Annotated in this window: 18 protein-coding genes; 5 read left to right on the top strand and 13 right to left on the bottom strand. The window is 58.2% G+C overall.

Annotated features, from left to right (window positions below; translation table 11 throughout):
- Positions 1-91: 91 nt before the first annotated feature.
- From VN577_15160 to VN577_15150, 3 genes are all read right to left on the bottom strand, one after another.
- Positions 92-643, bottom strand: coding sequence for a hypothetical protein (locus tag VN577_15160; GenBank protein ID HWR16165.1), 552 nt, complete (start codon positions 641-643; stop codon positions 92-94).
- 278 nt (positions 644-921) lie between these two features.
- Positions 922-2,070: a GTPase ObgE gene (gene obgE / locus VN577_15155; GenBank protein HWR16164.1), complete on the bottom strand. Its 1,149-nt coding sequence runs from the start codon at positions 2,068-2,070 to the stop codon at positions 922-924.
- A gap of 98 nt (positions 2,071-2,168) precedes the next feature.
- Entirely contained in the window at positions 2,169-2,855 is a 687-nt protein-coding gene (locus tag VN577_15150) for a tetratricopeptide repeat protein (protein ID HWR16163.1), read from the bottom strand.
- A gap of 275 nt (positions 2,856-3,130) precedes the next feature.
- Between VN577_15150 and VN577_15145 the strand changes: the two genes are divergently transcribed.
- Both VN577_15145 and rapZ read left to right on the top strand, forming a co-directional pair.
- Positions 3,131-4,486: an alkaline phosphatase family protein gene (locus tag VN577_15145; GenBank protein HWR16162.1), complete on the top strand. Its 1,356-nt coding sequence runs from the start codon at positions 3,131-3,133 to the stop codon at positions 4,484-4,486.
- Between the two features lie 140 nt (positions 4,487-4,626).
- Positions 4,627-5,559 carry an RNase adapter RapZ gene (gene rapZ, locus VN577_15140; GenBank protein ID HWR16161.1) on the top strand — a complete coding sequence of 311 codons (933 nt, stop codon included), beginning with the start codon at positions 4,627-4,629 and terminating at the stop codon, positions 5,557-5,559.
- Positions 5,560-5,638: 79 nt separating this feature from the next.
- Here rapZ and VN577_15135 read toward each other — a convergent pair whose 3' ends face one another.
- On the bottom strand, positions 5,639-9,412 hold the full coding sequence (locus VN577_15135) for a TonB-dependent receptor (protein ID HWR16160.1): 3,774 nt from the start codon (positions 9,410-9,412) through the stop codon (positions 5,639-5,641).
- A 267-nt stretch (positions 9,413-9,679) separates the two neighbouring features.
- Positions 9,680-11,188 (bottom strand): glycosyltransferase family 39 protein, encoded by a 1,509-nt coding sequence (locus VN577_15130; GenBank protein HWR16159.1) that lies wholly within the window; start codon positions 11,186-11,188, stop codon positions 9,680-9,682.
- A 114-nt stretch (positions 11,189-11,302) separates the two neighbouring features.
- Between VN577_15130 and VN577_15125 the strand changes: the two genes are divergently transcribed.
- Positions 11,303-11,884, top strand: coding sequence for an elongation factor P (locus VN577_15125; GenBank protein ID HWR16158.1), 582 nt, complete (start codon positions 11,303-11,305; stop codon positions 11,882-11,884).
- Between the two features lie 34 nt (positions 11,885-11,918).
- Here VN577_15125 and VN577_15120 read toward each other — a convergent pair whose 3' ends face one another.
- The 3 genes from VN577_15120 to dcd all read right to left on the bottom strand — a co-directional run bounded on the left by VN577_15120 (position 11,919) and on the right by dcd (position 13,881).
- Complete coding sequence (locus VN577_15120) at positions 11,919-12,404, bottom strand: adenosine-specific kinase (GenBank protein ID HWR16157.1); 486 nt, start codon at positions 12,402-12,404, stop codon at positions 11,919-11,921.
- Between the two features lie 65 nt (positions 12,405-12,469).
- Positions 12,470-13,294 (bottom strand): hypothetical protein, encoded by an 825-nt coding sequence (locus tag VN577_15115; protein HWR16156.1) that lies wholly within the window; start codon positions 13,292-13,294, stop codon positions 12,470-12,472.
- Between the two features lie 32 nt (positions 13,295-13,326).
- On the bottom strand, positions 13,327-13,881 hold the full coding sequence (gene dcd, locus VN577_15110) for a dCTP deaminase (GenBank protein ID HWR16155.1): 555 nt from the start codon (positions 13,879-13,881) through the stop codon (positions 13,327-13,329).
- A gap of 199 nt (positions 13,882-14,080) precedes the next feature.
- Here dcd and VN577_15105 point away from each other — a divergent pair, with 199 nt between their 5' ends.
- Both VN577_15105 and VN577_15100 read left to right on the top strand, forming a co-directional pair.
- Positions 14,081-14,350, top strand: a complete 270-nt coding sequence (locus VN577_15105) for an HU family DNA-binding protein (protein ID HWR16154.1) — start codon at positions 14,081-14,083, stop codon at positions 14,348-14,350.
- Positions 14,351-14,456: 106 nt separating this feature from the next.
- Positions 14,457-15,458 (top strand): site-2 protease family protein, encoded by a 1,002-nt coding sequence (locus tag VN577_15100; protein HWR16153.1) that lies wholly within the window; start codon positions 14,457-14,459, stop codon positions 15,456-15,458.
- Positions 15,459-15,475: 17 nt separating this feature from the next.
- Here the strand turns inward: VN577_15100 and priA are convergent, their stop codons facing one another.
- The 5 genes from priA to VN577_15075 form a co-directional block, all read right to left on the bottom strand.
- Positions 15,476-17,926 carry a primosomal protein N' gene (gene priA / locus VN577_15095; protein HWR16152.1) on the bottom strand — a complete coding sequence of 817 codons (2,451 nt, stop codon included), beginning with the start codon at positions 17,924-17,926 and terminating at the stop codon, positions 15,476-15,478.
- A gap of 42 nt (positions 17,927-17,968) precedes the next feature.
- The gene (locus tag VN577_15090; protein ID HWR16151.1) at positions 17,969-18,805 is read right to left on the bottom strand and encodes a diacylglycerol kinase family protein; all 837 of its coding nucleotides are present in this window, start codon (positions 18,803-18,805) and stop codon (positions 17,969-17,971) included.
- Between the two features lie 55 nt (positions 18,806-18,860).
- Complete coding sequence (locus VN577_15085; protein ID HWR16150.1) at positions 18,861-19,601, bottom strand: hypothetical protein; 741 nt, start codon at positions 19,599-19,601, stop codon at positions 18,861-18,863.
- 116 nt (positions 19,602-19,717) lie between these two features.
- Positions 19,718-21,097: an isocitrate lyase gene (gene aceA, locus VN577_15080; protein ID HWR16149.1), complete on the bottom strand. Its 1,380-nt coding sequence runs from the start codon at positions 21,095-21,097 to the stop codon at positions 19,718-19,720.
- Between the two features lie 120 nt (positions 21,098-21,217).
- Positions 21,218-22,783, bottom strand: a complete 1,566-nt coding sequence (locus VN577_15075; protein HWR16148.1) for a hypothetical protein — start codon at positions 22,781-22,783, stop codon at positions 21,218-21,220.
- Between the last annotated feature and the right edge of the window lie 41 nt (positions 22,784-22,824).

Raw genomic sequence — 22,824 nt, 5'->3', positions numbered from 1 at the left:
AAGACAAAAGTATAGATGAAGCGAGAAGGTAAGCAGGCAGGCACACTTTGAGTTTGAAAGGGGATGCGCACGCCGCATCCCCTGGATCTGGCTATTTCGACGGGTGCGAGGCTACCGGCACCATAATGTGCGCGTAGGGAGTGCCCTTCCACATAACGTATGGACCACCGTTCTTCGGATCGTCGGAGATGCCTTCCAGCATTTTCGGATCAGGAACGGCAATCATCAGATGTGGGCCTTCGGCGACCCAAACCTCGCCGGGATCCTGTTTCTTGTCGAAAGGATCAGCATTGTTCACATTATCGTCGCCGGCCAGCATGTACGAGATTCCGACTCGGTCACTTTTGAATTCCGACTTGTTCATCATCGCGTGCATGAACTGCATCCAGACTTCATCGAAGCAACCCGGATGGCTGGAGCCTGGGCCCATGTCGGGCAAACAAGTCCAACCGTTGGATCCCTGACGCAAGACTTTTCCGTCGGCAGTCGCAATCGTGGCATGCTCAGTGATCGACTTGGGAGCAGCCTTGAGGGCCTGGTCGACCTGCGCTTTGCTGGATTGCCCGTCCGCGGCGATCAGTGGATAAGCAGTTGCGATGACCGCGAAGGCGATCAACAAGAAAACTACGAAGCGAATTCTCATCCTCCCACACCTCCTAAAAGAAATACCTATTTAGCCGGAGCACCCAAGGATGAGGGCGAGAAGATTAGCACAGATTTGCAGTGAAGAGGTGGATGCTCGCCTGGTTTACTTAGTCTCTAGTGCGAGTTGGAGTGATCGAGTCAGTGCGTGCGAGGGGCTTTTTTGATCGGCGCAGTCTTTCGTTGCAGCCAATTTGCGAATTTGCGCTCGTTGATCTTTCCGCTTGCGAGTCCTTCATACATCAGGTACCGCTCACTCGGTTGTGCGGTGATTTGTCTTCACGACGTCCGCTTGGCCGGCCTCTTCGCGGCCGTTTTTTTCTTCTTGGCGGCAGTCTTTTTCGCTGCGGTCTTCTTTTTTAGACGCGGCTTGGGGGCTGACTTCTCCTCTTCGAGGACAACTTCCATCGGTCGGCCCTCGCGGAGGTCACGGACGCGGTGGGCCATAGCCCACATGAGTTCCTTGATTCCCTCGCCGGTGACGGATGAGATGGGGAACAGCGCGAGGCGGCGTTTTTTTGCGTATTTCTGGAGTTTTTGAAGTTTCTCCGGATTGGCGACATCGGCCTTGGAAGCCACGACGATGATCGGCTTCTGCTCGAGTCCGGCGCCGAAGCTTTCGAGTTCGTTCATGATGACTTCGAAGTCCTGGACCGGGTCGGGACGGCCACTGGCGTCGGAGACGTCGACGAGGTGCACAAGCATCTGCGTGCGCTCGATGTGACGAAGGAACTGCGTGCCGAGGCCTGCACCTTCGGAGGCGCCTTCGATGAGACCGGGAATGTCGGCGACCACGAAGCTGATTTGGTCGTTGACTTCGCCGACGGCCACGACGCCGAGGTTCGGCTCCAGCGTGGTGAATGGGTAATCGGCGATCTTCGGGCGGGCTGCCGAGATACGGGAAATTAAAGTGGATTTGCCCACGTTGGGATAGCCGACGAGTCCGACATCGGCGAGAAGTTTGAGTTCGAGACGGAGGACACGCTCTTCCCCTTCGCGGCCGGGTTCGGCGTGACGCGGAGCCTGGTTGGTGCTGGTCTTGAACTGGGCGTTGCCCCGGCCGCCACGGCCGCCGCGGGCGACGACGACACGCTCGTCAGGGCCGGAAAAATCGTGAACAACTTCGCCGGTGACGTCGTCATAGACGATGGTTCCGACGGGGACTTTAAGCAGGACGTCTTCGCCTTCACGGCCAGTACGCTGCGAACCTTCGCCGTGGCGTCCGCGCTCGGCTTTGTACTCGGGGTTGAAGCGGAAGTGGACGAGCGTATTGTGGCGCTCGCTGGATTCCATGATGACGTCGCCACCACGGCCGCCGTCTCCGCCGGAGGGCCCTCCACGGGGCACGAACTTTTCGCGGCGGAAAGCAATACAGCCGTTGCCACCGTTGCCGGCCTTTATCCGGATTTTTGCCTCATCGATAAACACATCAAGATGTTATCAGGCGGAGGCCCTAAACAGGATGAGCACGGCCGAAGCCGTGCTCGCTGGTCGTTCGCAATGAAGAGTAGTTAAGTATGAGTCGTTCAGTTCATGGCCGGCTTGTTGGTCTTCTGGCCGGGTTTGATGTTGGCGTGCTTTTCGGCTTGAGCGATGAAATTCTGGACTTCGTCGCGATGCGCGTAGTTCGGGTTGGTCTTCAGCAATTCCTTCCAGGCCGCCACGGCACCGTTGATGTCCATCTTGCCTCTCCACAGGTACATTCCCTTGTTGAAGAGAGCGTTGGCGTGCTTGGGATCGGACTTCAGAACCGTTTCGATCTCGGCCAGGGCGCGGTCGGGTTGATCGGAATAGAAGTAAGCGGTCGCCATGTCGGTGCGGACGTCGCTTGATTTGGGGTCGATTTTGAGCGACTGCTCGTAGTACTTGATGGCTTCGGGGTACTGCTGGGTGTCGTAATAAATGTTGCCGATGTTGTAGAGGAGCTTGGCGTCGTTGGGGTTCGACTTCAACTGAGCCAGCAGGGGTTCCGCCTGCTTTTCGGCCATGCGGCGCATTTGCTCGGGGCTGGGCTGCTGCATGCCTTCCATGCCGGGATTCACGCCAGTGGGCATGCCGGAAGAGGCTTCGGTGCCGTGGTCATGGGCGACGGCGGGCGATGCCGAGCCGCGCACGAGATAGCCGATCGCGATGCCGGCGACCAGGCAGATGATGGCCAGTACATATGCCTGGCTTCCGGTCCAATTCGATTGCGTATTTTTCTGATCAGCCATGAATGATTCCTCCCACTAAAACTCCGCTCGGGTATGGAAAGATTCTCGCCCAGTAACGACCATCGTGGTTGTGATACGGGTCACATGGCGGGGTGAGATATGGACGAGGCCTCGCAGGGGCAAATAAGGCCATGGTACGGCGTGCCGGGGTGGAACTAGGGTGATTTGTTCAGGGTTCCCGGCCAACAGCCACTCACGTAGACCGCATCCTATGCGCCTGAGACGGGTGTGGGAGGCTATCCCTATTGTTTATGAAGCACTGCATTAATAGACGAATGAAGCTGTGTATTTCCGTTTTTGCGATGGCGCTTGCCGTGATGCTAACCGGGTGCGCCGGCATCCGGGGAGAGGGCAGTACTCCTCCCCGCGACAGCGCGAAAACTAAGATCAACCACATCATCCTGATGATGCAAGAGAACCGGAGTTTCGATCACTATCTTGGCAGGTTGAACGATTACCGCGCCGCGCGTGGCCTTCCGAGAGACGTGGATGATTTGACGAAGCTCGGTGCGGTCGCACTGCCGACTTGGGATGGAACTCCCGACATCGGCCTGTTCAAAATGAACTCTGCCTGCACGGGTGACATGAGTTCTTCCTGGGTGGAATCGAAGCTGGACATCGACGTGCACAATCCGACGAACCCGGCGGTCCCGCCACCCATGAACGGGTTCGCGTACACGGCGGGAGGATTCGCAGAACACGACCCAACGCATGGTGGCTTCGACGTATCCGGCCATCGCGCCATGGGTTATTACGACGCCGATCAACTTCCCTTCTACTATTGGGCGGCGACGCAGTTCGCGACCTCGGACCGGTGGTTCAGCGCTGCCCTCACACGCACGCAGCCGAACCGCATGTACTTCCTGGCGGCAACTTCCAACGGATACGCCTTCCCGGGAGATGGTCAACATCCACCAATCGACATGACCGGGGTGAAGAATATCTTCCAGTTGCTGGAAGAGAACAAGATCACCTGGAAAGTCTATGTGACTGACGGCTGGCAGCCTGGCTCGACGGGCAGCACCTACATGAACTTCTTCGCCGACTTCACGAGCCAGCACAAGGACAAGTTCGTGGATGCGAAGCAGTTCGCGATTGACGCGCAAGCGGGGACCTTGCCGCAGGTGGCGCTCATCGAGTCGGGCTACATCGAGACAGGCACGGACGAGCACCCGCTGAATCCCGTGGATAAGGGCGCGATGTATGTCCGCACGCTGGTAAAGGCTCTGATGAATAGTCCATCGTGGAAGGATTCGGTCTTCTTCCTGACGTATGACGAAGGCGGCGGACTGTATGACCATGTGCCTCCCGTGAAGACGGTGAGTCCGGATGGAAAGAAACCGTATCTGCTCCCGACGGATTTTCCGGGCGACTTTGATGTGACAGGGTTCCGGGTTCCACTGTTCATCTTCTCGCCGTTTGCGAAGCCGGGGTACGTGTCGCACACGAACGCGGATTTCACGGCGCTCCTGAAGTTTGTCGAGAAGCGATTCGATTTGCCGAACCTGATGGAGCGAGATAAGGCGCAGCCGGACATGGATGAATACTTCGATTGGGCGGGTCCGAACCTGACCTCGACGAGTCCACCGGAGCAGCCGACATTGCCGTGCTACTTCGACAGGCTGCCTTGAGAAAACTAATTTGCAGGAGGGGCGCGGCTTCGGCTGTGCCCTTTTTCATTGCGTGCGAGATCCGGGCGCCGCGGTGAGTGGACGTAAGTGCCTGCCGCGCAACTTCCCACAGGAACGTAGCTGATTTACGATGACCTCAAATGCCCGCCTCAAAGAGAAGTAAGAAGTTCGCCAAAGTCGACCTTGGCCGGAAACCCATCCGAGTGCGAAAGTCGCTGCCGGGAGCCGAGCTGGTGGTGATCACCGGGATGAGCGGCTCGGGCAAGGGGTCGGTGCTGAAGGTTTTCGAAGACCTTGGCTATTACTGCGTGGACAATCTTCCGGTTGAGTTGATCCCGAGTTTCGCCGACTTGGTACAGCAGTCGCAGGAGACACGGCGGGCCGCGCTGGTGGTGGACGTGCGCGAGGGCACCAAGCTCGAGAAACTGCCGACCATCCTCAAGGCGGTAAAGAAGAGGCTGCCAACCAAGGTGCTGTTCCTGGAAGCGACGGATGAGACGTTGCTCAGGCGTTTCAGCGAGACAAGGCGGCCACATCCGCTGGGGAAATCGGAGCCGGTGAAGTCGTCGATCGCGGCGGAGCGGAAAAGGCTACAGCCGATCTCGGCGCTGGCGGACGACATCATCGACACGACGAAGTTCAATGTCCATGAACTGCGCGCGCATATCAATGAGCGATTTAGGCGGGAAGAGCCCAGCCGGCACATTCTGGTTTCGACAGTGAGCTTTGGGTTTCGAAATGGCGTGCCGGAAGATGCGGACCTGGTGTTCGATGTGCGGTTCCTGCCGAATCCGCACTTCGTGCCGGAATTCAGGCCGCTGACGGGCAAAGACGCCAGGGTTGCGAACTACGTACGGAAATTTCCGCAGACGAAGGAATTCCTGAAGCGCATCAATGAACTGCTGGTGTACCTGCTGCCGCATTACATCCACGAGGGCAAGAGCTACCTGACGATTGCGTTCGGATGTACCGGCGGACAACACCGGTCGGTAATGATGGCCGAGGAGATTGGGAAACACCTGAAGAAAGCCGGGTACGATGTGAAGATCCAGCACCGCGACTGCCCGAGATAATCTCGACTCACAATCTAAATGAACAACGGGGCTGACCTCTTACGAGATCAGCCCCAGCTGTTTACTACGGGGTTAAGCGTTAGAACTCCAGGCGGAGGGCGAACTGCATTTCCCTGGCGGTGCTGGAGGTTGAAGTGATGCGACCGAACTGCTGGGCGCCCGAACTGAGATTGGCGCCGGCGCCGTTGCTGCCGCCGCCCGGTAGTCCGAAGCTCGCGTGGTTGAGCGCGTTGAACGCGTCAGCACGGAAGTTCAGACCAAACCGTTCGTTGATCGGGAAGGTCTTCGCAACTCCCAGGTCGAGGTTAAAGAACGACGGTCCGCGAAGGTTATTGCGGCTGCCGATCTGGAACCCGATGGGGGAGGTGAAGGCGCTGTAGGCTTCCGCCGGGAACGCAAAGAGGTTCACGATTCCCTGCGAAGTCGTATGAACCCGTACCCGACTCGCCGTGGTGTCGCCGTTCCAAATAGCAGGGGCGTTGTTGGCGTAACCCATCAAGTACGCACCAGTGATGGTGGACCATGCAATTCCGCTGCGCCACGTCGGGATACCGGAAATCGTCCATCCTCCAATGAGCTGATTCCAGCCCTTGGAAACCGAACTGCCGTAGCTCTTACCTTTGCCAAAAGGAAGTTCGTAGATGAAGTTTCCGTTGACGATGTGGGTGATGTCGAAGTCCGAATTCCCGCGGCAGGTGCGGAGATTCAGAGCATCGCAGATAAAGCCCATACCGCTGCTCGCCGAGATGCTGTTGGCGATACCAGAGGCGTTATCGATGGAGTGAGAGAAGGTGTAGTTCAGGTCGAACTGCAAACCGTTCGACATGTTCTTGTGCAACGAGGTCAACAGGCCGTGATAGTTGGAGTTGCCCTTGTTGGTGATGTAGGTGTTGCCCGCGAACTGCGCCGGCACGCCGACATTCGGATCGATGATTCCCACGGCATTGAGCCACTGCACCACGTCGGCAACGTCGCCGCGGGTTGTAAGCGATCTCTGATAGCCCGCGATGACCTGCGTGCCGGAGCTGAGAACGCCGTAAGGTCCAACCTGATTCTCAAAGAAAGGCTGTCTGGTGACCGTACGATAGTTCTTGCCTGCACGGAGTTCCCCGGTAAGTGCTGCAAAGGCTTCCGACAACATCTGGCCGGACACCGGGTCCTTGAAGTCAACCAACTGGGCTGCATCGGCCTGTGCGATCAAGCGGCGGCCGAGGCGTCCAACGTACGTGCTCTCGAGAACGAAGTGTCCCGGGAGTTCGCGTTGGAACCCGAAGTTCAAGACGATCGAGTACGGAGTTTTCAAGTTCGAGTCGATCGCATAGTTGAATTCACCGGCTGCATTTCCGAACGGGATGCCGTCGGCATCCACGAATGGAGCAAACGGACGGTCAATCGTAGGTGCCGCACCCGGAGTGGGAATGGTGTTGATGTTGGTGAAACGCGGGTCGTTCAACAGTGCCAGCGTTGCGTCGCCTTCGTACTGAACCGAACTCGCAGCCTGGAACATGTAGGAGTTCTGGTCCTGGATGAAGTTCAACGCGTTGGTAACGGTGTGGTCGTACATGAGGCCGGCGCCGCCGCGAAGAACGGTCTTCCGGTCGCCGAACACACGGTTGAGCCAGCTGGTGCTGGGGCTCGGGCTGTAAGCGAACGAGAACCGGGGAGCGAAGTCCTTGAAGTTTCCGTTGTACAGATCGCGAGCATTGTTGGCCTTGCCGCCGAGGTCGTAAGAGGTGATCGGCTCAACACCGTATCCGGAGCGTCCCGCCAGACCGTTGGCGGCGCGTCCAAACACGAGTTCATCGAAGCCGACGTTCTGGATGGCTTGAATACCGTTCACTTCGTAAGGCACGGAGTAGTGCTGATAGCGCAGACCGAAGGTGAGGGTTAGCGCTGAGTTCACCTTCCAGGTGTCCTGGCCATAGAGTTCCGTCTCGTAATAACGATATTGACGAGTTGCACCGGAACCTTGAGGAAGAGGACTCAGGCTGCTGTTGTAGTTGTAGTTGCTTCCGACCGAAGCCATGTGTCCAAGAAGGAAGGCGAACGCCGCATCGTACTTCGTAGTGGCGATTTCGTTTGCATCTTCGAGGGCATCTTCTGGCCTGAGAGAAGGCAACAGAGAAGTGAGATTGCCGCCCAAACCCATGAGCGGGAAGTTGTTGTCATTGACCAGCGTAGAAGTGGTCAGAATGGGCTTGAAGGTACCGCCGAACTGAATGTTGTGATTGCCCTTCTGCCAGCTGAAATCATCGCGGAACACGGGGATCGGGTTCTTGCGCTGTTGATTGCTCTGGTTGTAGTAGGGGTTCGTCAACAGTGAGCCGCCAACCTGCCAATAGTTGGTGCCATTCGGATTCCAGTTGGTCGGGAACGCGAGTTGCGAGACAGTCTTGCCATAGGTGAACTGGTTCACCATGGTCGGACTGATCGTCCAGTTGTGATTGATGACGAAGGAATAGCTGGTGTTCTCGATGGTTTTCGTCATCGGATCGCCCGGGAAACGGACGGGCGCGGCGTAGTTCACGCTGTCGCCGTAACGGTCACGCAGGATGCTGAAACGGCCCGACAACTTCATGCTGTTGTTCAGGTTGTAATCAATCTTGGTGACGTAGTCGTTCGCAGTGCGATTGACCGGGCTGTTGAAGCGGTATCCGCCGGTATTGAGGCCGTCGCCGCCGGTCAGGTCATTCGCTTGCGGGTAACGGCTGTTGAGGAACTGCATCAAGGCGGTGTTTGCACCGACGCCTTGTGGATCCAACGCGGCAACCTGTGCCGGTGACAGAGTGCCAATGCATTCGGGATTGGTGTTCAGACGGCTCGAGGCTGTGCATCCGGCCGTGTTCTTGATGTAGTGGATGGTTCCGGCACGGAACGAGTCGAGCGGTACGGTGGTGGTGACGCTGGCTGAACGTGCATCACGGCGTCCGTTGTAATTGAAGAAGAAGAACAACTTGTCCTTCACGACGGGACCGCCGATTGTGCCACCGAACTGGTTGCGGATCAGCTTGGGGCGCTGGACTCCGGCCAGATTGTTGAACCAGTTATTGGCCGCGAAGAGCGTATTGCGGTGATATTCGAACAAAGAGCCATGGAACACGTTGGTGCCGCTCTTGGTGAGCAGTGACACCTGGCCGCCGCTGCCACGACCGCTGGCCGAAAGCGAACCGGCTGTTTCGCCGCGGAACTCCTGGATGGATTCCACAGGAGCGTTGGACACCGTCGAGAAAGCCTGACCAGTCGCGAAATCGTTGACGTCGAGGCCGTCGAGGGTGACGTTGTTCTGGTCACCGCGGGCGCCAGTTACCGATCCGGCGCGCGAGCTCAGACCATCGGATCCGCCGGTCGCGTTCACAACTCCGGGCTGCAATTGCAGGAGTGCGGCAGGACTATCACGAATCTGCACGGGCAACTGGGCCACAGCATTCATGTTGAAGTTGCTGCCGACGGTTGCGTCGGTGGTATTCAGAGCGACGCCTTCGGCCGCGGCAGAGACTTCCACGGTTTCCGATACCGCGCCGACCTTCATCTGCGTATTCAGCGTGCGCGTGCTGGCGACGATGAGGTACAGATCATTGATGACGACGGTTTCAAATCCGTTTCTCTGGAAAGTGATCTTGTAACCGGGGCCTGGTTGAACCTTGGGGATGAGGTAGAGGCCGGTTTCGTTAGTGGTGGATTCGTACTTGGTGTTGGTGCGCGTATTCAAGAGCGTCACGCTGACACCCTCAACAACCGCGCCTGTCGTGTCCGTGACAACGCCCGTCACCGACGCGACATCCTGAGCGCTCATCAGGAATGGCATCGCCAATAAGAAGGCGAATGCGATGAGCTTTAAAACAGATTGACGCATGGGTTCGTCCCTTCAGTAGTTCGCTGGTTCGCGAATGTCTGCGGCCCCGTTTCGGCGAGGTTCACTAAGGCACACTACTCGTGGTAGGCGGAAAGCAGCAGCATCTTCTTTGTAATTGCTGAAGAAGAGAGTTCCGGTGATACGAGTCACTCGGACAGGTGATGTCGACACGCCAGGGCACACGAAAGTAAGCGGCCAGCGCGGTTTTTCACGCGATTGAGTTTTTGAGTGGGACGAGTTGTTGCTGTGCTGGGCCGAAAAGAGCCCTCATCCGAAGCGACGGAACGTCTTCCAGAACTCGGGCCAAGGCTGGCGGAGAGTGCGACAGACGTAGATCTCGGGATGATCTTCGCTCTCTTCGTTCTTCACACCATAGGAGTTTGTGATTTTCCCGGCGAGCTCACATTGCTGAAAAACTTCTTCCAGTCCGCGCCGCGAGAATCCCAGGACAATGAGCGTCTGGGGTTCGTTTTGGGGATAGCTTCGCAGCCAGAAAGAATTGGTGCCACTGATAGCGCGGGGAAGCCCGTACTGACTGCCGAGCAGGTTGATGGCGCCGGCTTCGCCATAGTTTCCGGCGAGGATGCCGAAGTTGTTCTTCTCAGTGGCGGGCAGCGTGTCGCGGATGCGCGCAACTTCCTGTACGAGTTCGGGCCATCCGATTTCTTCGCGGAAGTCGTCGTTGTCGATCTTCTGAAAGAGCGCCGAGTTCACTGGAACAAGCGGCATTGCAATCGGAGCGACCAGCACTCCCCCAACGGCAATCATGGCGGACGTCGCCGCAACTATTGCGCGGGACGGTTTTGGGCGGCGATTCGAGACCCAGTGTTCCAGGAAGACAGCACCGGCGGCCAGAAGCATCGGGTAAGCGGGAGCCATGTAGTATCCGCGGCCCTTGGCAATAACGAAAAAAACAAGTGGCACGATAAACATCCAGCCGAGAATGCGGAAGCTGCGGCCTTCGGGGTGACGGAAGTAGAAGTAGAGGCCAGCCAACCAGATCGGCACCGTGAAGAGATTTGCGCCGATCAGAAACTGTTCCGGAAGGAAGTTCTTTGTGCGACCAATTCGGACATCGCGTTCGTGGATGTGGCGAAGGAAATCGGCGGTGATGAAGTCGTGCCGGAACTGCCATATCGCGTGCGGAAGAAAGATGGCCAGCGAGAGAGCGACTCCCGCCCACAACCATTTGCTTCGCAGATAGCGCCGCGCATCGAGTAAGACGCCCGTCACCAAGCCCAGCGCGAGGAAGAGCATGGTGTACTTCGTCATCATGCCGAGGCCGATCACGGCACCGATGGGTAGCCAGAGCCTGTCGTCTTCAGTGCGCCGCAAACGGATCACGAGATAGGCAAGCAAGACCCACCAGAGGAAGTCGAAGGAAACGTATTGATAGAGCGCTCCCGCGGCGAGAGAAACAGGCGCGACCATGACGGCGAGAGCGGCGATCAACTGAGCCAATCGCCGGCCGCCAAGTTCGCGGGCCATGAGCGCGGCCAGGATCATCACCAATGACTGGGCGAGTGCGGGAAAGAAGCGATATCCGCGGAGAGAGTCGCCGAAGAGAAGGTGTGAGAGCCAGCCAAAGAACGGAGTCACAGGCGGATACGCTACGAATCCCCAATCCATGTGCCGGGCATCGTCGACGGTCTGGAGTTCGTCGCGATGGAAGCCGTACTGGTTATTGGTGGCGATGTGGAATGCCAGAAGCGCGAGCGCAATGGCAATCACGATCAACAGCGTTGTGCGATGGTCGCCGCGCGGCGCGTCGTGCATGGCGAGATGGTAATGCAAAGAACCACAGAATGGGCAGAACATCTGGGGTTGCGGGGGATGGCGCCGGGCTGCGACCGGCGGTACAATCTGCGCGCATGAACAGGAGTCCTGATCATGGTGATTGCCTCTGGACTCAAAGCAGGAATGGCGCTCCACCTGGAGGGCCATGTGTTCAAGGTGTTGCAGTCTGACTTCAAAGCCGGCGCCGGACAAGCCGGTGGACTGGTGAAGTCGCTACTGCAGAACGTGGTAACCGGCCGCGAAATCGAGCGGCGCTTCCATCCTGACGAAAAGCTGGAAGATCTTCCAATTGAGCGCCGCACCATGGAGTACCTCTATGCGGACGGCGAGAACTGCATCTTCATGGATCCGGCCAGCTATGAGCAGGTGGAGGTTCCGCGCGCTTTGCTGGGGAAAATGGCGAATTTCCTTCAGGAAGGATCGGACTTCCCCGTTGAGCTATGTGACGAGAAACCGATCTCGGTGACGCTGCCGGATAGCGTGGAGGCCCGCGTGGCCGAGACCGCGCCTGCGCAGCACTCGGGACAGGACAGCACGTGGAAGGAAGCGGTTCTCGACAATGGCGTGCAACTGCTGGTGCCGCTGTTCGTAGCGCCGGGCGAGCTCATACGCATGGATCCGAGAACGGGAAAATACCTGGAACGCGTGCGCCTGGAGAAAAAGAAGGGCGCATGAGCGCCCTGGCTGTTGTGGTTGCTACCTGGCCGGGTTAGCGTTTGTAGCCGATCTTTCGCAGCAGATCGTGACGCCACGCGATGTCGGACTCGCCCTCTACGCCTTTCGGTGAACTTCCATCGATGACGCCGAGCACGCCTCTTCCCTGCTCGCTTTGCGCGAGAATCACTTCCACGGGATTGGCGGTGGCGCAAAAGATGTGGCAGACCTCGGGGACGTCCTTGATGCGGTTGAGGATGTTGATGGGGTATGCGTTCTGGATGACGAGGACGAAGACGTGTCCGGCGGCGAGCGCCTGTGCGTTGCGGATGGCGACTTCCTTCAGCGACTGATCGTTGCCATCGGAACGGATGAGGCATGCGCCGGAGGCTTCGTTGAAGGCTAGTCCGAACTTGGCCTGAGGCACGGTGGTGACGACGGCCTCATAGATGTCTTCGACGGTCTTTATGAAGTGCGTTTGGCCGACGATGATGTTGGCGTCAGCGGGAAACTCGAGGCGAACTGAAATGAGTTCGAGCATGATGGGCTCCGTTCGAGGGTAAGGATAAACCGGAGGGGCTCGTGCCGGAAGTTCAGTGGAGCGAGTTACCGTTCTTGCAGGGTGAACTCTACGCCACGCTCGGCGTTGAGTTTCTTCGACTGCTCCACGTCCAGCAGTTCGATCGGATACTTTCGCGTCTGCTGATCACTTACCACCCACAACGTTGACCCCACCACGGCATAACTGGTGGTTTCAATGCGGCGTCCGTTCTTAAGCACCAGCACGGTGAGAGGACCTTCGGGAGCGGAAGCATTGGGTTTCGCCGCCGAAGGGTTCGGCTGAGTTTCCGGCGGATGCGGCACAGCTTGCTGTGGCTCGGCTTGTTGTGGCGCGTTGCGTCGTTCAAGCTCGTAGCGGAGCTGATCGTTGGAGTTGCGCAACTGGCGGACTTCATCGCGGAGATCGCTTACATCCGCCGAAAGCTGCTGCCGGTCACGGTAAGTATCGTAGTCCGACGGATATGCAACCGGGTACGAAGGCGTGGCGTAATAAGCGTAGGGATACGGGTAGTAGGAGTAGTAGTACGGATAATAGGAACCGTAATAGCCGGAGCCGAAGTAGAAGCCTACGCCCCAGGACGAGCGAGGATAGTAATAGCGAGATCCGTAGTAACGGTAGCCGCCATAGTATCTGTGACTACCGTAGTAGCGGGTGCCGCCATAATAGCGAGGCCCGGAATAGTATCCACCGCCATGGCTTCGGCCGGAGAAGTGAACGGAACCGCGAGGTCCGGAGTATCCGGTGTGACCTCTAAAGCTGGCAGATGGCCCACGCATGCCGACGTGTCCGCCGCCACCTCCGCGGCGTTGTGCCGCAAGCGGGACGGCGCACAGCGCGAGCAAAAGCACGAATGGCAGTACTCGCTGCATGGCTATAGTTTACTCCCGTTTAACAAGCCGGGTTACACCTTGGGCAGCACGATTCCGGTCTGCGCCTGATACTTGCCGTGGCGGTCCTTGTAGCTGACCTCACAGACTTCGTCGGACTCAAAGAACAGGATCTGGCAGAGACCCTCGTTGGCGTAAATCTTCGCAGGCAGCGGCGTGGTGTTGGATATCTCGAGGGTGACAAAGCCTTCCCACTCAGGCTCGAACGGGGTGACGTTCACGATGATGCCGCAGCGGGCGTAGGTGGACTTGCCAACGCACAAGGTGAGCACGTTGCGCGGGATCTTGAAGTACTCGACCGACCGCGCCAGCGCGAAGGAGTTTGGCGGAACGATGCAGACGTCGGAAGTGATGGTAACGAACGACTTCTCGTCGAACTTCTTAGGGTCCACGATGCTGGAGTTCACGTTGGTGAAAATCTTGAACTCGTCGGCGACCCGGAGGTCGTATCCATAAGAAGAAAGGCCATACGAAACAACACCTTGCCGCACCTGCTTTTCCGAAAAGGGGTTGATCATGTCGTGTTCCAGCGACATACGGCGAATCCAGTGGTCACTCTTGATAGCCATTCTTCTCCTTTAAATATGGGTCGGCCTCGGGCCGTGTTGTTTTAGGCGGATTGTTTACCCGGAAGTGACAGCATCTTACGGGCGCAAGGCCACCGTTGACAATGGCCGTTCAGCCCTTTAATATCAGCAGCTTACGGGAGAGACTCCATCCTCTGGAAATCTTCCCGGTGCTTTGAACTATGTTCCACGGGAGTTGCTTGTGATTAAGCTGGACATCATCAACGAGGTCGTAAATAAAACCGGCATCACGAAAACCAAGGCCGAGCTGGCCGTGGAAACTGTGTTCGAGAGCATGAAGAAAGCCCTGTCACAGGGCGACCGCATTGAGTTGCGCGGATTCGGTGTGTTCAACGTGCGTCCACGGAAGACCGGCATCGGGCGAAATCCCAGGACTGGCGCGGAAGTCAGCATTCCTCCGGGAAAGGCCGTGCGTTTTAAGCCCGGCAAAGAGTTGCAGACCATCGAATAGCCGGCGTGCATCTAACCTTTCGGCGCGGGGAGCTGTCTCTACACTGGGGGCGTGTGGCAGGCGCAACTACGCCGTTGCCTGATATCCTGAAAATTCATCCTTAACGATGTCCGACTACACGCCGCCCATTCCCCGTTTGGAATTTGACCCACGAACGTATGACGTGGCGGTCGTCTCTCGATCGCGGCAGAAATACTGGCTCCACGCGCTGTTGCTGCTGACAACCTTCTTCACCACGATGATGGTGGGAACACGGCTGGAGACTAACTTCCTCCACGGGTTACCGATTTTCTCGCTGGCCGATGACACAATTCCACTGTTCCCAATCGGGTTCATCCTGGAGCATCCGGCACGCATCCTGCTGGGACTTCCCTTTTCGCTCACGCTGATGACGATCCTTCTCGCACACGAGATGGGGCATTACGTGATGTGCCTGCGCTATGGCGTGTACGCGACGTTGCCCTTTTTCATTCCGGCACCGACGCTGATCGGAACGATGGGCGCATTCATCCGGATTAAGTCGCCCATCCGAACCCGGACGGCGCTATTTGATATCGGGATTGCGGGACCCATTGCCGGATTTATCGTCGCAAGCTTCGTGCTGATGTTCTCGCTGATGATGTCGAAACCTGCGCCTCCGGTAATCGTGCAGGGCGACATCGTGCTGGACTTCCCGCTGATCTTTCGCATTGCACACTGGATGATCATGGGCGACGGCATGCGCGTGCTGCCGCTTGAACATATGCTCTTGCATCCGACGGCGATTGCGGCGTGGGTGGGAATGTTCGCGACGGCGCTGAATCTTTTGCCGGGCGGGCAGCTAGATGGCGGCCACATCATTTATTCGTTGATGCCGCGATTGCATCGTCATATCTCGCGCCTGACTGTCGGTGCGTTGATCCCGATGGGGTTGTTGCTGTGGCCGGGATGGCTGATCTGGGCGGTGCTGCTCGGAATCACCGGTATGCGTCATCCGAATGTATCGCCGTGGCCTCCACTCTCGCCCGGAAGGCGGATGCTAGGCCTGGTCGCGCTGGCGCTGATGATCCTGACAATCACGCCGAATCCCTTCCCGGGAAACGCCCTTGCGATGCCACACTGGTTTTAGGGAAAACCACCTCAGTTTCAGATCAAATTCTGCGCATCCACGTCGACCACGATGTTGGTGCGCGGAATCTTCTTCTCGTTTGCGAACGCGAGCATGGCGCGAATGGCGCCGTTCATCTTCTCGCGGCTCTCTGACTTCAGGATGAAGTGGTAGCGGAAATCGCGCTTCAAACGCACGATTGGCGCCGGGGCGGGTCCCATTACTTTTACCGCTGGAGGTTCGTGCTCCTTAAACCAATGGCCGATCCAGCCTGAATACTTGAGCGCGTCATCAAGTTGGTCGGAACGAATGAGAACATTAGCGAGCGCGGTAAAGGGCGGATACTTCATCCAACGGCGGAAGTTAATTTCCTTTTCATAGAAGCCGGCATAGTCATGCTTCGACGCGAACTGGATGGCATAGTGATCGGGGAAGAAGGTTTGCAGAACGACGCGACCGGGTGTGTTGCCACGGCCAGCACGTCCGGCAACCTGAGTCAGCAACTGGAAAGTTCGTTCCGCCGCACGGAAGTCAGGGAACTTAAGCGCCGTGTCGGCGCCGACCACGCCCACCAATGTGACACCCGGAAAATCGTGGCCCTTAGCGATCATCTGCGTGCCCACGATCAGGTCAACTTCCCCGGCGTGCATGGCCGAGAGCACACGTTCGAAGTCATGGCGTCCGCGGATGGTGTCTCGATCGAGACGCGCGATGCGCGCGCGCGGAAACAAGCCGTGAAGATGGTCTTCGAGTTTTTCCGAACCCGCGCCGAGGAAATACACATATTCGCTGCCGCACTTCGGGCATTTCTCCGGCACGCGCTCCATGTATCCGCAGTAGTGGCACTCGATGCGCCGCGATGACTTGTGGTGCGTCATGGGGATGTCGCAGTTCTTGCACTGAACGGTGTTGCCGCAGGTGCGGCAGAGCACGATGGGTGAGTACCCGCGACGATTGAGCAGCACCATGACTTGCTCATTGCGCTCAAGACGTTGACTGATTTCCTCCGTCAGGCGACGCGAGATGAGTTGCTCGGATCCGGTTTCCTTGAATTCATCGCGCATGTCCACGAGTTCTACTTCCGGCAGCGGACGTTCCTCGACCCGTTGTGGCATGGCGATGAGCCGGTACTTCGACGCGGTGTTGTGGTACGACTCAAGCGACGGCGTGGCCGAGCCGAGTACAACGGCGGTGTTTGACATTTTGGCGCGCATGATGGCCACATCGCGCGCGTGATAGCGTGGCGTCTCTTCCTGCTTGTAAGAGTTGTCGTGTTCTTCGTCGACAACGATCAAAGCCAGGTCGTTCACGGGCGCAAAGACCGCCGAGCGTGTTCCGACGACGATTCGAGCTTCTCCCCGGCGGATGCGATGCCACTGTTCGGCACGCTCGTCGTCGGTAAGTCCGGAGTGAAGGATGGCGACTTCGTCACCAAAAGTGTCGTGGAGTTGCGCGGCGGCTGCCGGAGTGAGCCCGATTTCCGGGACGAGCATGATGGCGGCGCGCCCGGCGTCGAGTACCTCGCGCATGGCAGCGAGATAGACGGCGGTTTTTCCTGAACCGGTTACACCATGCAGCAAGCTGACCGAAAACTTCTTGGCGTTCGCGGCAGTGCGGATCTTGTCGAAGGCTTCCGACTGCATGGGAGTGAAGCTCGCATGATGTACGTACGGCTTGGGCTTGAGGCCTGAAACGTGAAAGTCTGCCTGCTCTTCGACGATCTGGATGAGCCCGCGTGATTTGAGCGATTCAATCGTGGAACGCGGAATGCCAAGCGATCGCAGATGCTCGACGGCGAGACGTCCTTCGTTGGCGGCTAGCGCTTCAAGGACCTGCTGCTGATTGCTGTTGAGCTTTCGCTGCTTGCCTTGAGCGCTTGTAGCAGGTTTGTGCAGCACCGCAACGGATACGGTGCGACTGGCATCGCGTGCAGCGGAAACGTCTTCGCGCCGAATCCACTTTTTAGCAACCAGGCGGTCCAGCGTTCGGCGGCTGCACTTCACGGCGCTACGCAGTGTTTGTTCGCGCAGTTCCTCGCGCTGCGAGAGGTAGTCGAGAACGGCGTACTCCTCCATCTGCTCTTCGGGGGTGACACGCGAGCGTCGCGAAGAACCGACGGTCGCCGATTCGTGCAGGGCCGTGAGTCCGAGATCGGTAATCCGGTAGATGCGCGCGAAGCGTACTTCTGCCGCAAGTGGCACCATGGTGCGCAGCACTTCCCCGAGTGGCGCGATGTAATACGAGGCGATCCACTTGCCGAGATCGAGCAGGATGGGTTCGAGCACCGGCCGTTGGTCGAGGACCTGAATGATGGGCTTGATCTCAATGGCCTGCTCGCGGTCGTGCAATTCGACGACGATGCCAGCAAGGCGCTTCTGCCGGAATGGCACGAGAACGCGTCCGCCGACCACGGGGATGTGGTCACCCACGCGGTAGGTAAACACCGCGTCGAGCGGCACGGGCAGCGCGACGTCGCAATAGGCCGGCATAAGGAAGGAAACATTGAGTTTAGAAGATTCCGCTGTGGAAACCTATGGCGCGATTACCGGGAGCGCATTCGGTACGGCGCGGATCTCGGCGGGAGTACGGCAGAGGAATTCGCCATCGGCGTAAATGTCGAGGGCATGTTCACACTCGATGCGGAGATGCCGGAAGCGCAGGTATTCGACTTCCTTCAGGCTGAGATGCTTTCCGATGTAGACCAATGGGAAAAGCGCGGCTACTTTGACCTTCGACGTATCGCGGACAAAGCAGAGATCGAGGAAGCCGTCTTCCATATTGGCATGCGGTGCAATTTTCAGACCGCGTCCGTAACGGGTGCCATTCGCGGCCACGGCCAGCAGTATCGGACGCTCAATGAGATGGCCGTCGGCGATGAGCTTAATGACTGGTGCCCTGTATCGCAGCAAGGCCGGGAAGAGCGATAGTACATATCCGCCGTTGGCACGCCAGAACGGCGATAGCTCATTCGCTCGGCGATTGATTTCGGAATCGAGTCCGAAGTTGGCAACGTTGCAGAAGATGTGGGTCTGCTCGTCGCCGTCACTGTTGGCGTAGCCGAGGTCAATCCAGTGGACTCTTCCCTGTCCGGCGATGAACCTTTTCCAGAGGCGAAGCGAGTCTCCGGGATTGTGGATGCCCAGCGATGATGCGAAGTCGTTGCCGCTGCCGGTCGGGACGACGAGAACCGGAGACATCGCTCCCGCGAGGCGGCTCAAGTGTCGATGCACTGTACCGTCGCCACCAAAGACGAGAATGGCATCGAGGCCCGGACCGATTTCGTCAGTCCATTCGGCGTCGATGGCCTGCCGGAACGGGCGGGTGCGCTCGTCCGCTGCACGGGGTCCATTGATGATGGCGACTCGCAAGTTGCAGGAAGCATAAAGGGGACCCGCTCCCGCGGACAATCACTTTACGGCTACTTCAGGTTGTCAAGGAATGAGCAATCGCGCGCCAGAAAGGCATGCCTTTGGCAACGATGATGATGACAATCGTCTGACCGACCATGAACAGAGGAAGCACGTAGCGGTACACCCGATGGACAGTCCGGTCCACCAGCAGATCGCGCATGACACCGAGGACGATCAGGAAGTCCACACCGAGATAGAAAACTTCCTTCGGAAGGATCGCCTCGGGAAAACGTCCGAAACCGGCAGCGGTCAGGGCGCAGGTTGCAACCAGAATCAGTCGACGGTGATATTCCGGTCGTCTGCGCCATTTGATGGCCAGTCCGAACGTCACGCCGAAACAGAGCATGTCGAACAGCGGGATGAGCATGAACGACTCGGCGAAAGTGGAGTGCATGACGTCGCGATTGAAACGGACCATGGTGAGGGTCGTCGATATGCCGACCAGAAGCACGGCGATCCCCAATGCAAGGCCGAACCAACCGATTCTGCGATGCATAGCGACGTTGCGAATCCGCACGAGGAACGATTGAAGCGTGAAGAACCCAAGCCATCCCGTGAACACCGCCGCGTGGAGATAGAGCATCAGCGGACGGGCTGGAGTGGGATGGATAAGGTTCTTCTCGACGGTGAAGCTGAACCCGTAGACGATCACAACAATCGTCAGCAGGGACATGCCGAAATAGAAATACTTGTCGAGCAGGCTAAAGCGACGCCTGGTCGTGACGGTGACTCTGGGCAGCGTTTGGGTTGACATGATTACGAGAGGATGGGCCGAATGGCACGGGATAGTACGTCAGGTCGACTCAGTTTGTAAACGGTAATGAGCAAAAAAAAGGCGCGCCGGAGCGCGCCAATAGAGGAGGACTGATACTAGTCGCCGGCCATGCGCTCGGGCTCCGACCGCGACGTCTCAGCTGCCATCGAAAGCCCCTCGCGTTCGCTGACCGGCGGCATCTGTAACGGGGCCTTCACCTCGGAAAACTGCTCCTCCTCGGTCGACCCACGCAATGCCGTGGTAGAGCACGCGCCGTTGGAAACAACCGTCGCCACCTGGTCGAAGTATCCGGTGCCGACGAAACGCTGGTGCTTCACCGCGCCATAACCGTGGCTCGCTTCGCGTGCGAACTCCTTCTCCTGGAGGCGCGAGTAAGCGGCCATACCGCTGTCTTTGTAGGCGCGAGCGAGTTCGAAGACGCTCAGGTTGAGAGCGTGGAATCCGGCGAGAGTCACAAACTGGAACTTGTAGCCCATTTTCCCCAGCTCGGACTGGAATTTTGCGATGGTCTGATCGTCGAGCTTCTTCTTCCAGTTGAACGACGGCGAACAGTTGTAGGCGAGCATCTTGCTGGGGAACTGCGCGTGGACGGCTTCGGCGAAGCGGCGCGCTTCCTCGAGGTTCGGCTCTGAGGTTTCGCACCAGATCATATCGGCATAAGGCGCGTAGGCGAGTCCGCGCGCGATGGCGCATTCGAGGCCGCCGCGTAATCGGTAGAACCCTTCGGAGGTGCGCTCGGGACTGTCGATAAATTGGCGGTCGCGCTCGTCGATGTCGCTGGTGATGAGCTGTGCGCTGTTGGCGTCGGTGCGGGCCATGATGAGCGTGGGTACGCCCATGACATCGGCTGCAAGACGAGCAGCGATGAGTTTCTGTACGGCCTCGTTCGTCGGCACGAGGACCTTTCCGCCGAGGTGACCGCACTTCTTCGCCGAAGAGAGCTGGTCTTCGAAGTGAACACAGGCAGCGCCTGCTTCGATCATGCCTTTCATCAACTCGAAGGCGTTGAGGCACCCACCGAAACCGGCCTCAGCGTCGGCGACCAGCGGCACGAACCAATTGACGCCGTTCTTACCTTCGGCGTGATGGATCTGATCGGCGCGAATGAGCGCGTTGTTGATCCGCTTGCAAAGCGAGGGAACGCTGTCGGCTGGGTAGAGACTCTGATCGGGGTATGTCTGGCCGGAAAGGTTCGCGTCGGCGGCGACCTGCCATCCGCTTACGTAGATTGCTTGGAGTCCGGCGGAGACCATCTGCACGGCCTGGTTCCCGGTGAGGGCGCCAAGGGCGGCGACATAAGGCCCGGTGTGCATCATGTCCCAGAGACGCTCGGCGCCAAGCCGGGCCAGCGTGTATTCGATCTTTAAAGTGCCGCGGAGACGGTCCACATCTTCGGTTGTGTACGGACGCTCGATCCCGTCCCAGCGTGAGTTCGTTTTCCAGTCGTTCATCGTGGTCTTTCCATTCTTTGACATTGCGATCCTCTCTCGTCGCGCGAGTAGCGGTCTTTGTTACGAGTCGGTCACCTCTGTTCGGCCTGTTTTGCGCGTGGGCAAGATGCCCACCCGACAACCGGCGAGTCGCCGGCGCTACAACTACACCGGGTTGAACTGGCCGTTCAGGATCATCTCTTCGCTGATACGGCGAGCTTCCCGGAATTTCTCTTTCGTTTCGTCTGTCGCTCCTGCGGGCAGCTCACGCAGAAGTCGTTCCAGCTCTTCATCGAAGATGCGGGAGATGAATTCTGGGCTGTGCTGCACGGGGTTGCCTGAGTCGTCGTGAATAAGTACTTCGCCCGTGTGGCGCATGCGCTGCGCGAGCATCAGGCGATAAATACGGTCGGTGGCGAGGTCCTCCATGTAGCCATCGAGCAGGCTCGCGCCTCTGCCGTTGAGCACGCCGTTGCGATAGCGGATGACCGTTCGCACCGCGGCACGTGTCCCTGCAACGGTGTGTTTGCCGACGCCGTTTGGCTGCGGGCGAAGGTCAACGTGACGGTCGATATTTTTCGGCCGCTGACTGAGTTGGTTAGGGTACGGGAACTGGTCCACTGCGATCTGGTTCTGATCGGGATGGCCGGTCCAGGCGCCATCCATCAGGCAGTTGGCTTCGTTCTTCTTGTCCTTTTCCAGAACGGCGAGTGCGCGCGAGTTAAGTTCGGCGTCCTCACGGCTGGGGTAAAGAGCGGTCATGCCGCCGATCGCGAGCAGGCCGTGCTTGTGGCATATCTCAACCATCAGTTCGCGCAGGCGCTGAAAGAATGCGACATCGTGCGGGATGGTGTTGCGATCCGGCAGAACCCAGTTTGGATCGTCCAGGTTGAAATGGATGAGCGACGCCATGTAATCCCAGCGGCCAAGGTTGAGGCCGAGAATGTGGTCGCGCAGGTTGTAAGCAAACTCCTCCATCTGATATGCGAGCGGATGGGATTCCACCAGCGCCATGCACTTGATGTAATCGCGCGGAAAGCCTTTCGCTTTTGCGATGGCTTGAAACACGTCGCACCACCAGGTGGCTTCCTGCGCCGACTCGGACTTCGGGATATAGAAGCAGAGGGGATGCTTCAGCTTCGAGGGATCAACCTGATAAGCGACCAAGGCGACGTCGAAGAGCGAGGCGGACGTGATCTCGTCGAGCACTCCGGCTTGCGAGATATGGAGGCCGCGCGGACGCGTGAAGATGACCGTCTTGCTCGGTTGAATCGTAACGGTGCGCTGGCGCTTCTTGTCGAAGTACGAGAGCTCGCCACGGAGCGCTTTGAGGATGTTGGTGACGCCGCGCGTGATGTTTTCCCACTGATTCGCCGTGGAGTCTTCGAGGTCGAGCATGACTCCGGGCGCGCCGGAATTGAGCATCTTGACGACGAGTTCGGCATCGTCGGCCGGGCCGGTCATCTGGTTGCGCTGATCCTGGCACCATTCGGGAAGTTTGATCTTCCAATTCTTTGACGCGTCAGATTCAGGCATATGGTCGGGACGTTCGCCATTGTGCGAACGCTCCAGGCAATGAGCGCGGCGCGCAATGAACTGCTGCTGACGCGTGGTGAAGCGCTCATGCAGTGGAACGAAGAATTCCAGGAAACCTTGCGGCAGGTCGCGTTCAGGAGCAAAGTCCTGCGGTGCGCAGTTCATGCGCGGGTCGATTGCGGTGATAACAGCCATGTACATCCCCCACGAAGCGAATCGCAGTGTGTTCAATATAT

Source organism: Terriglobales bacterium (genome assembly GCA_035561515.1).
Classification (GTDB): Bacteria; Acidobacteriota; Terriglobia; order Terriglobales; family Acidobacteriaceae; genus DATMXP01.
The sequence above is the reverse complement of the archived record's forward strand: the minus strand, read 5'-3'. Positions and strand labels throughout refer to the sequence as shown.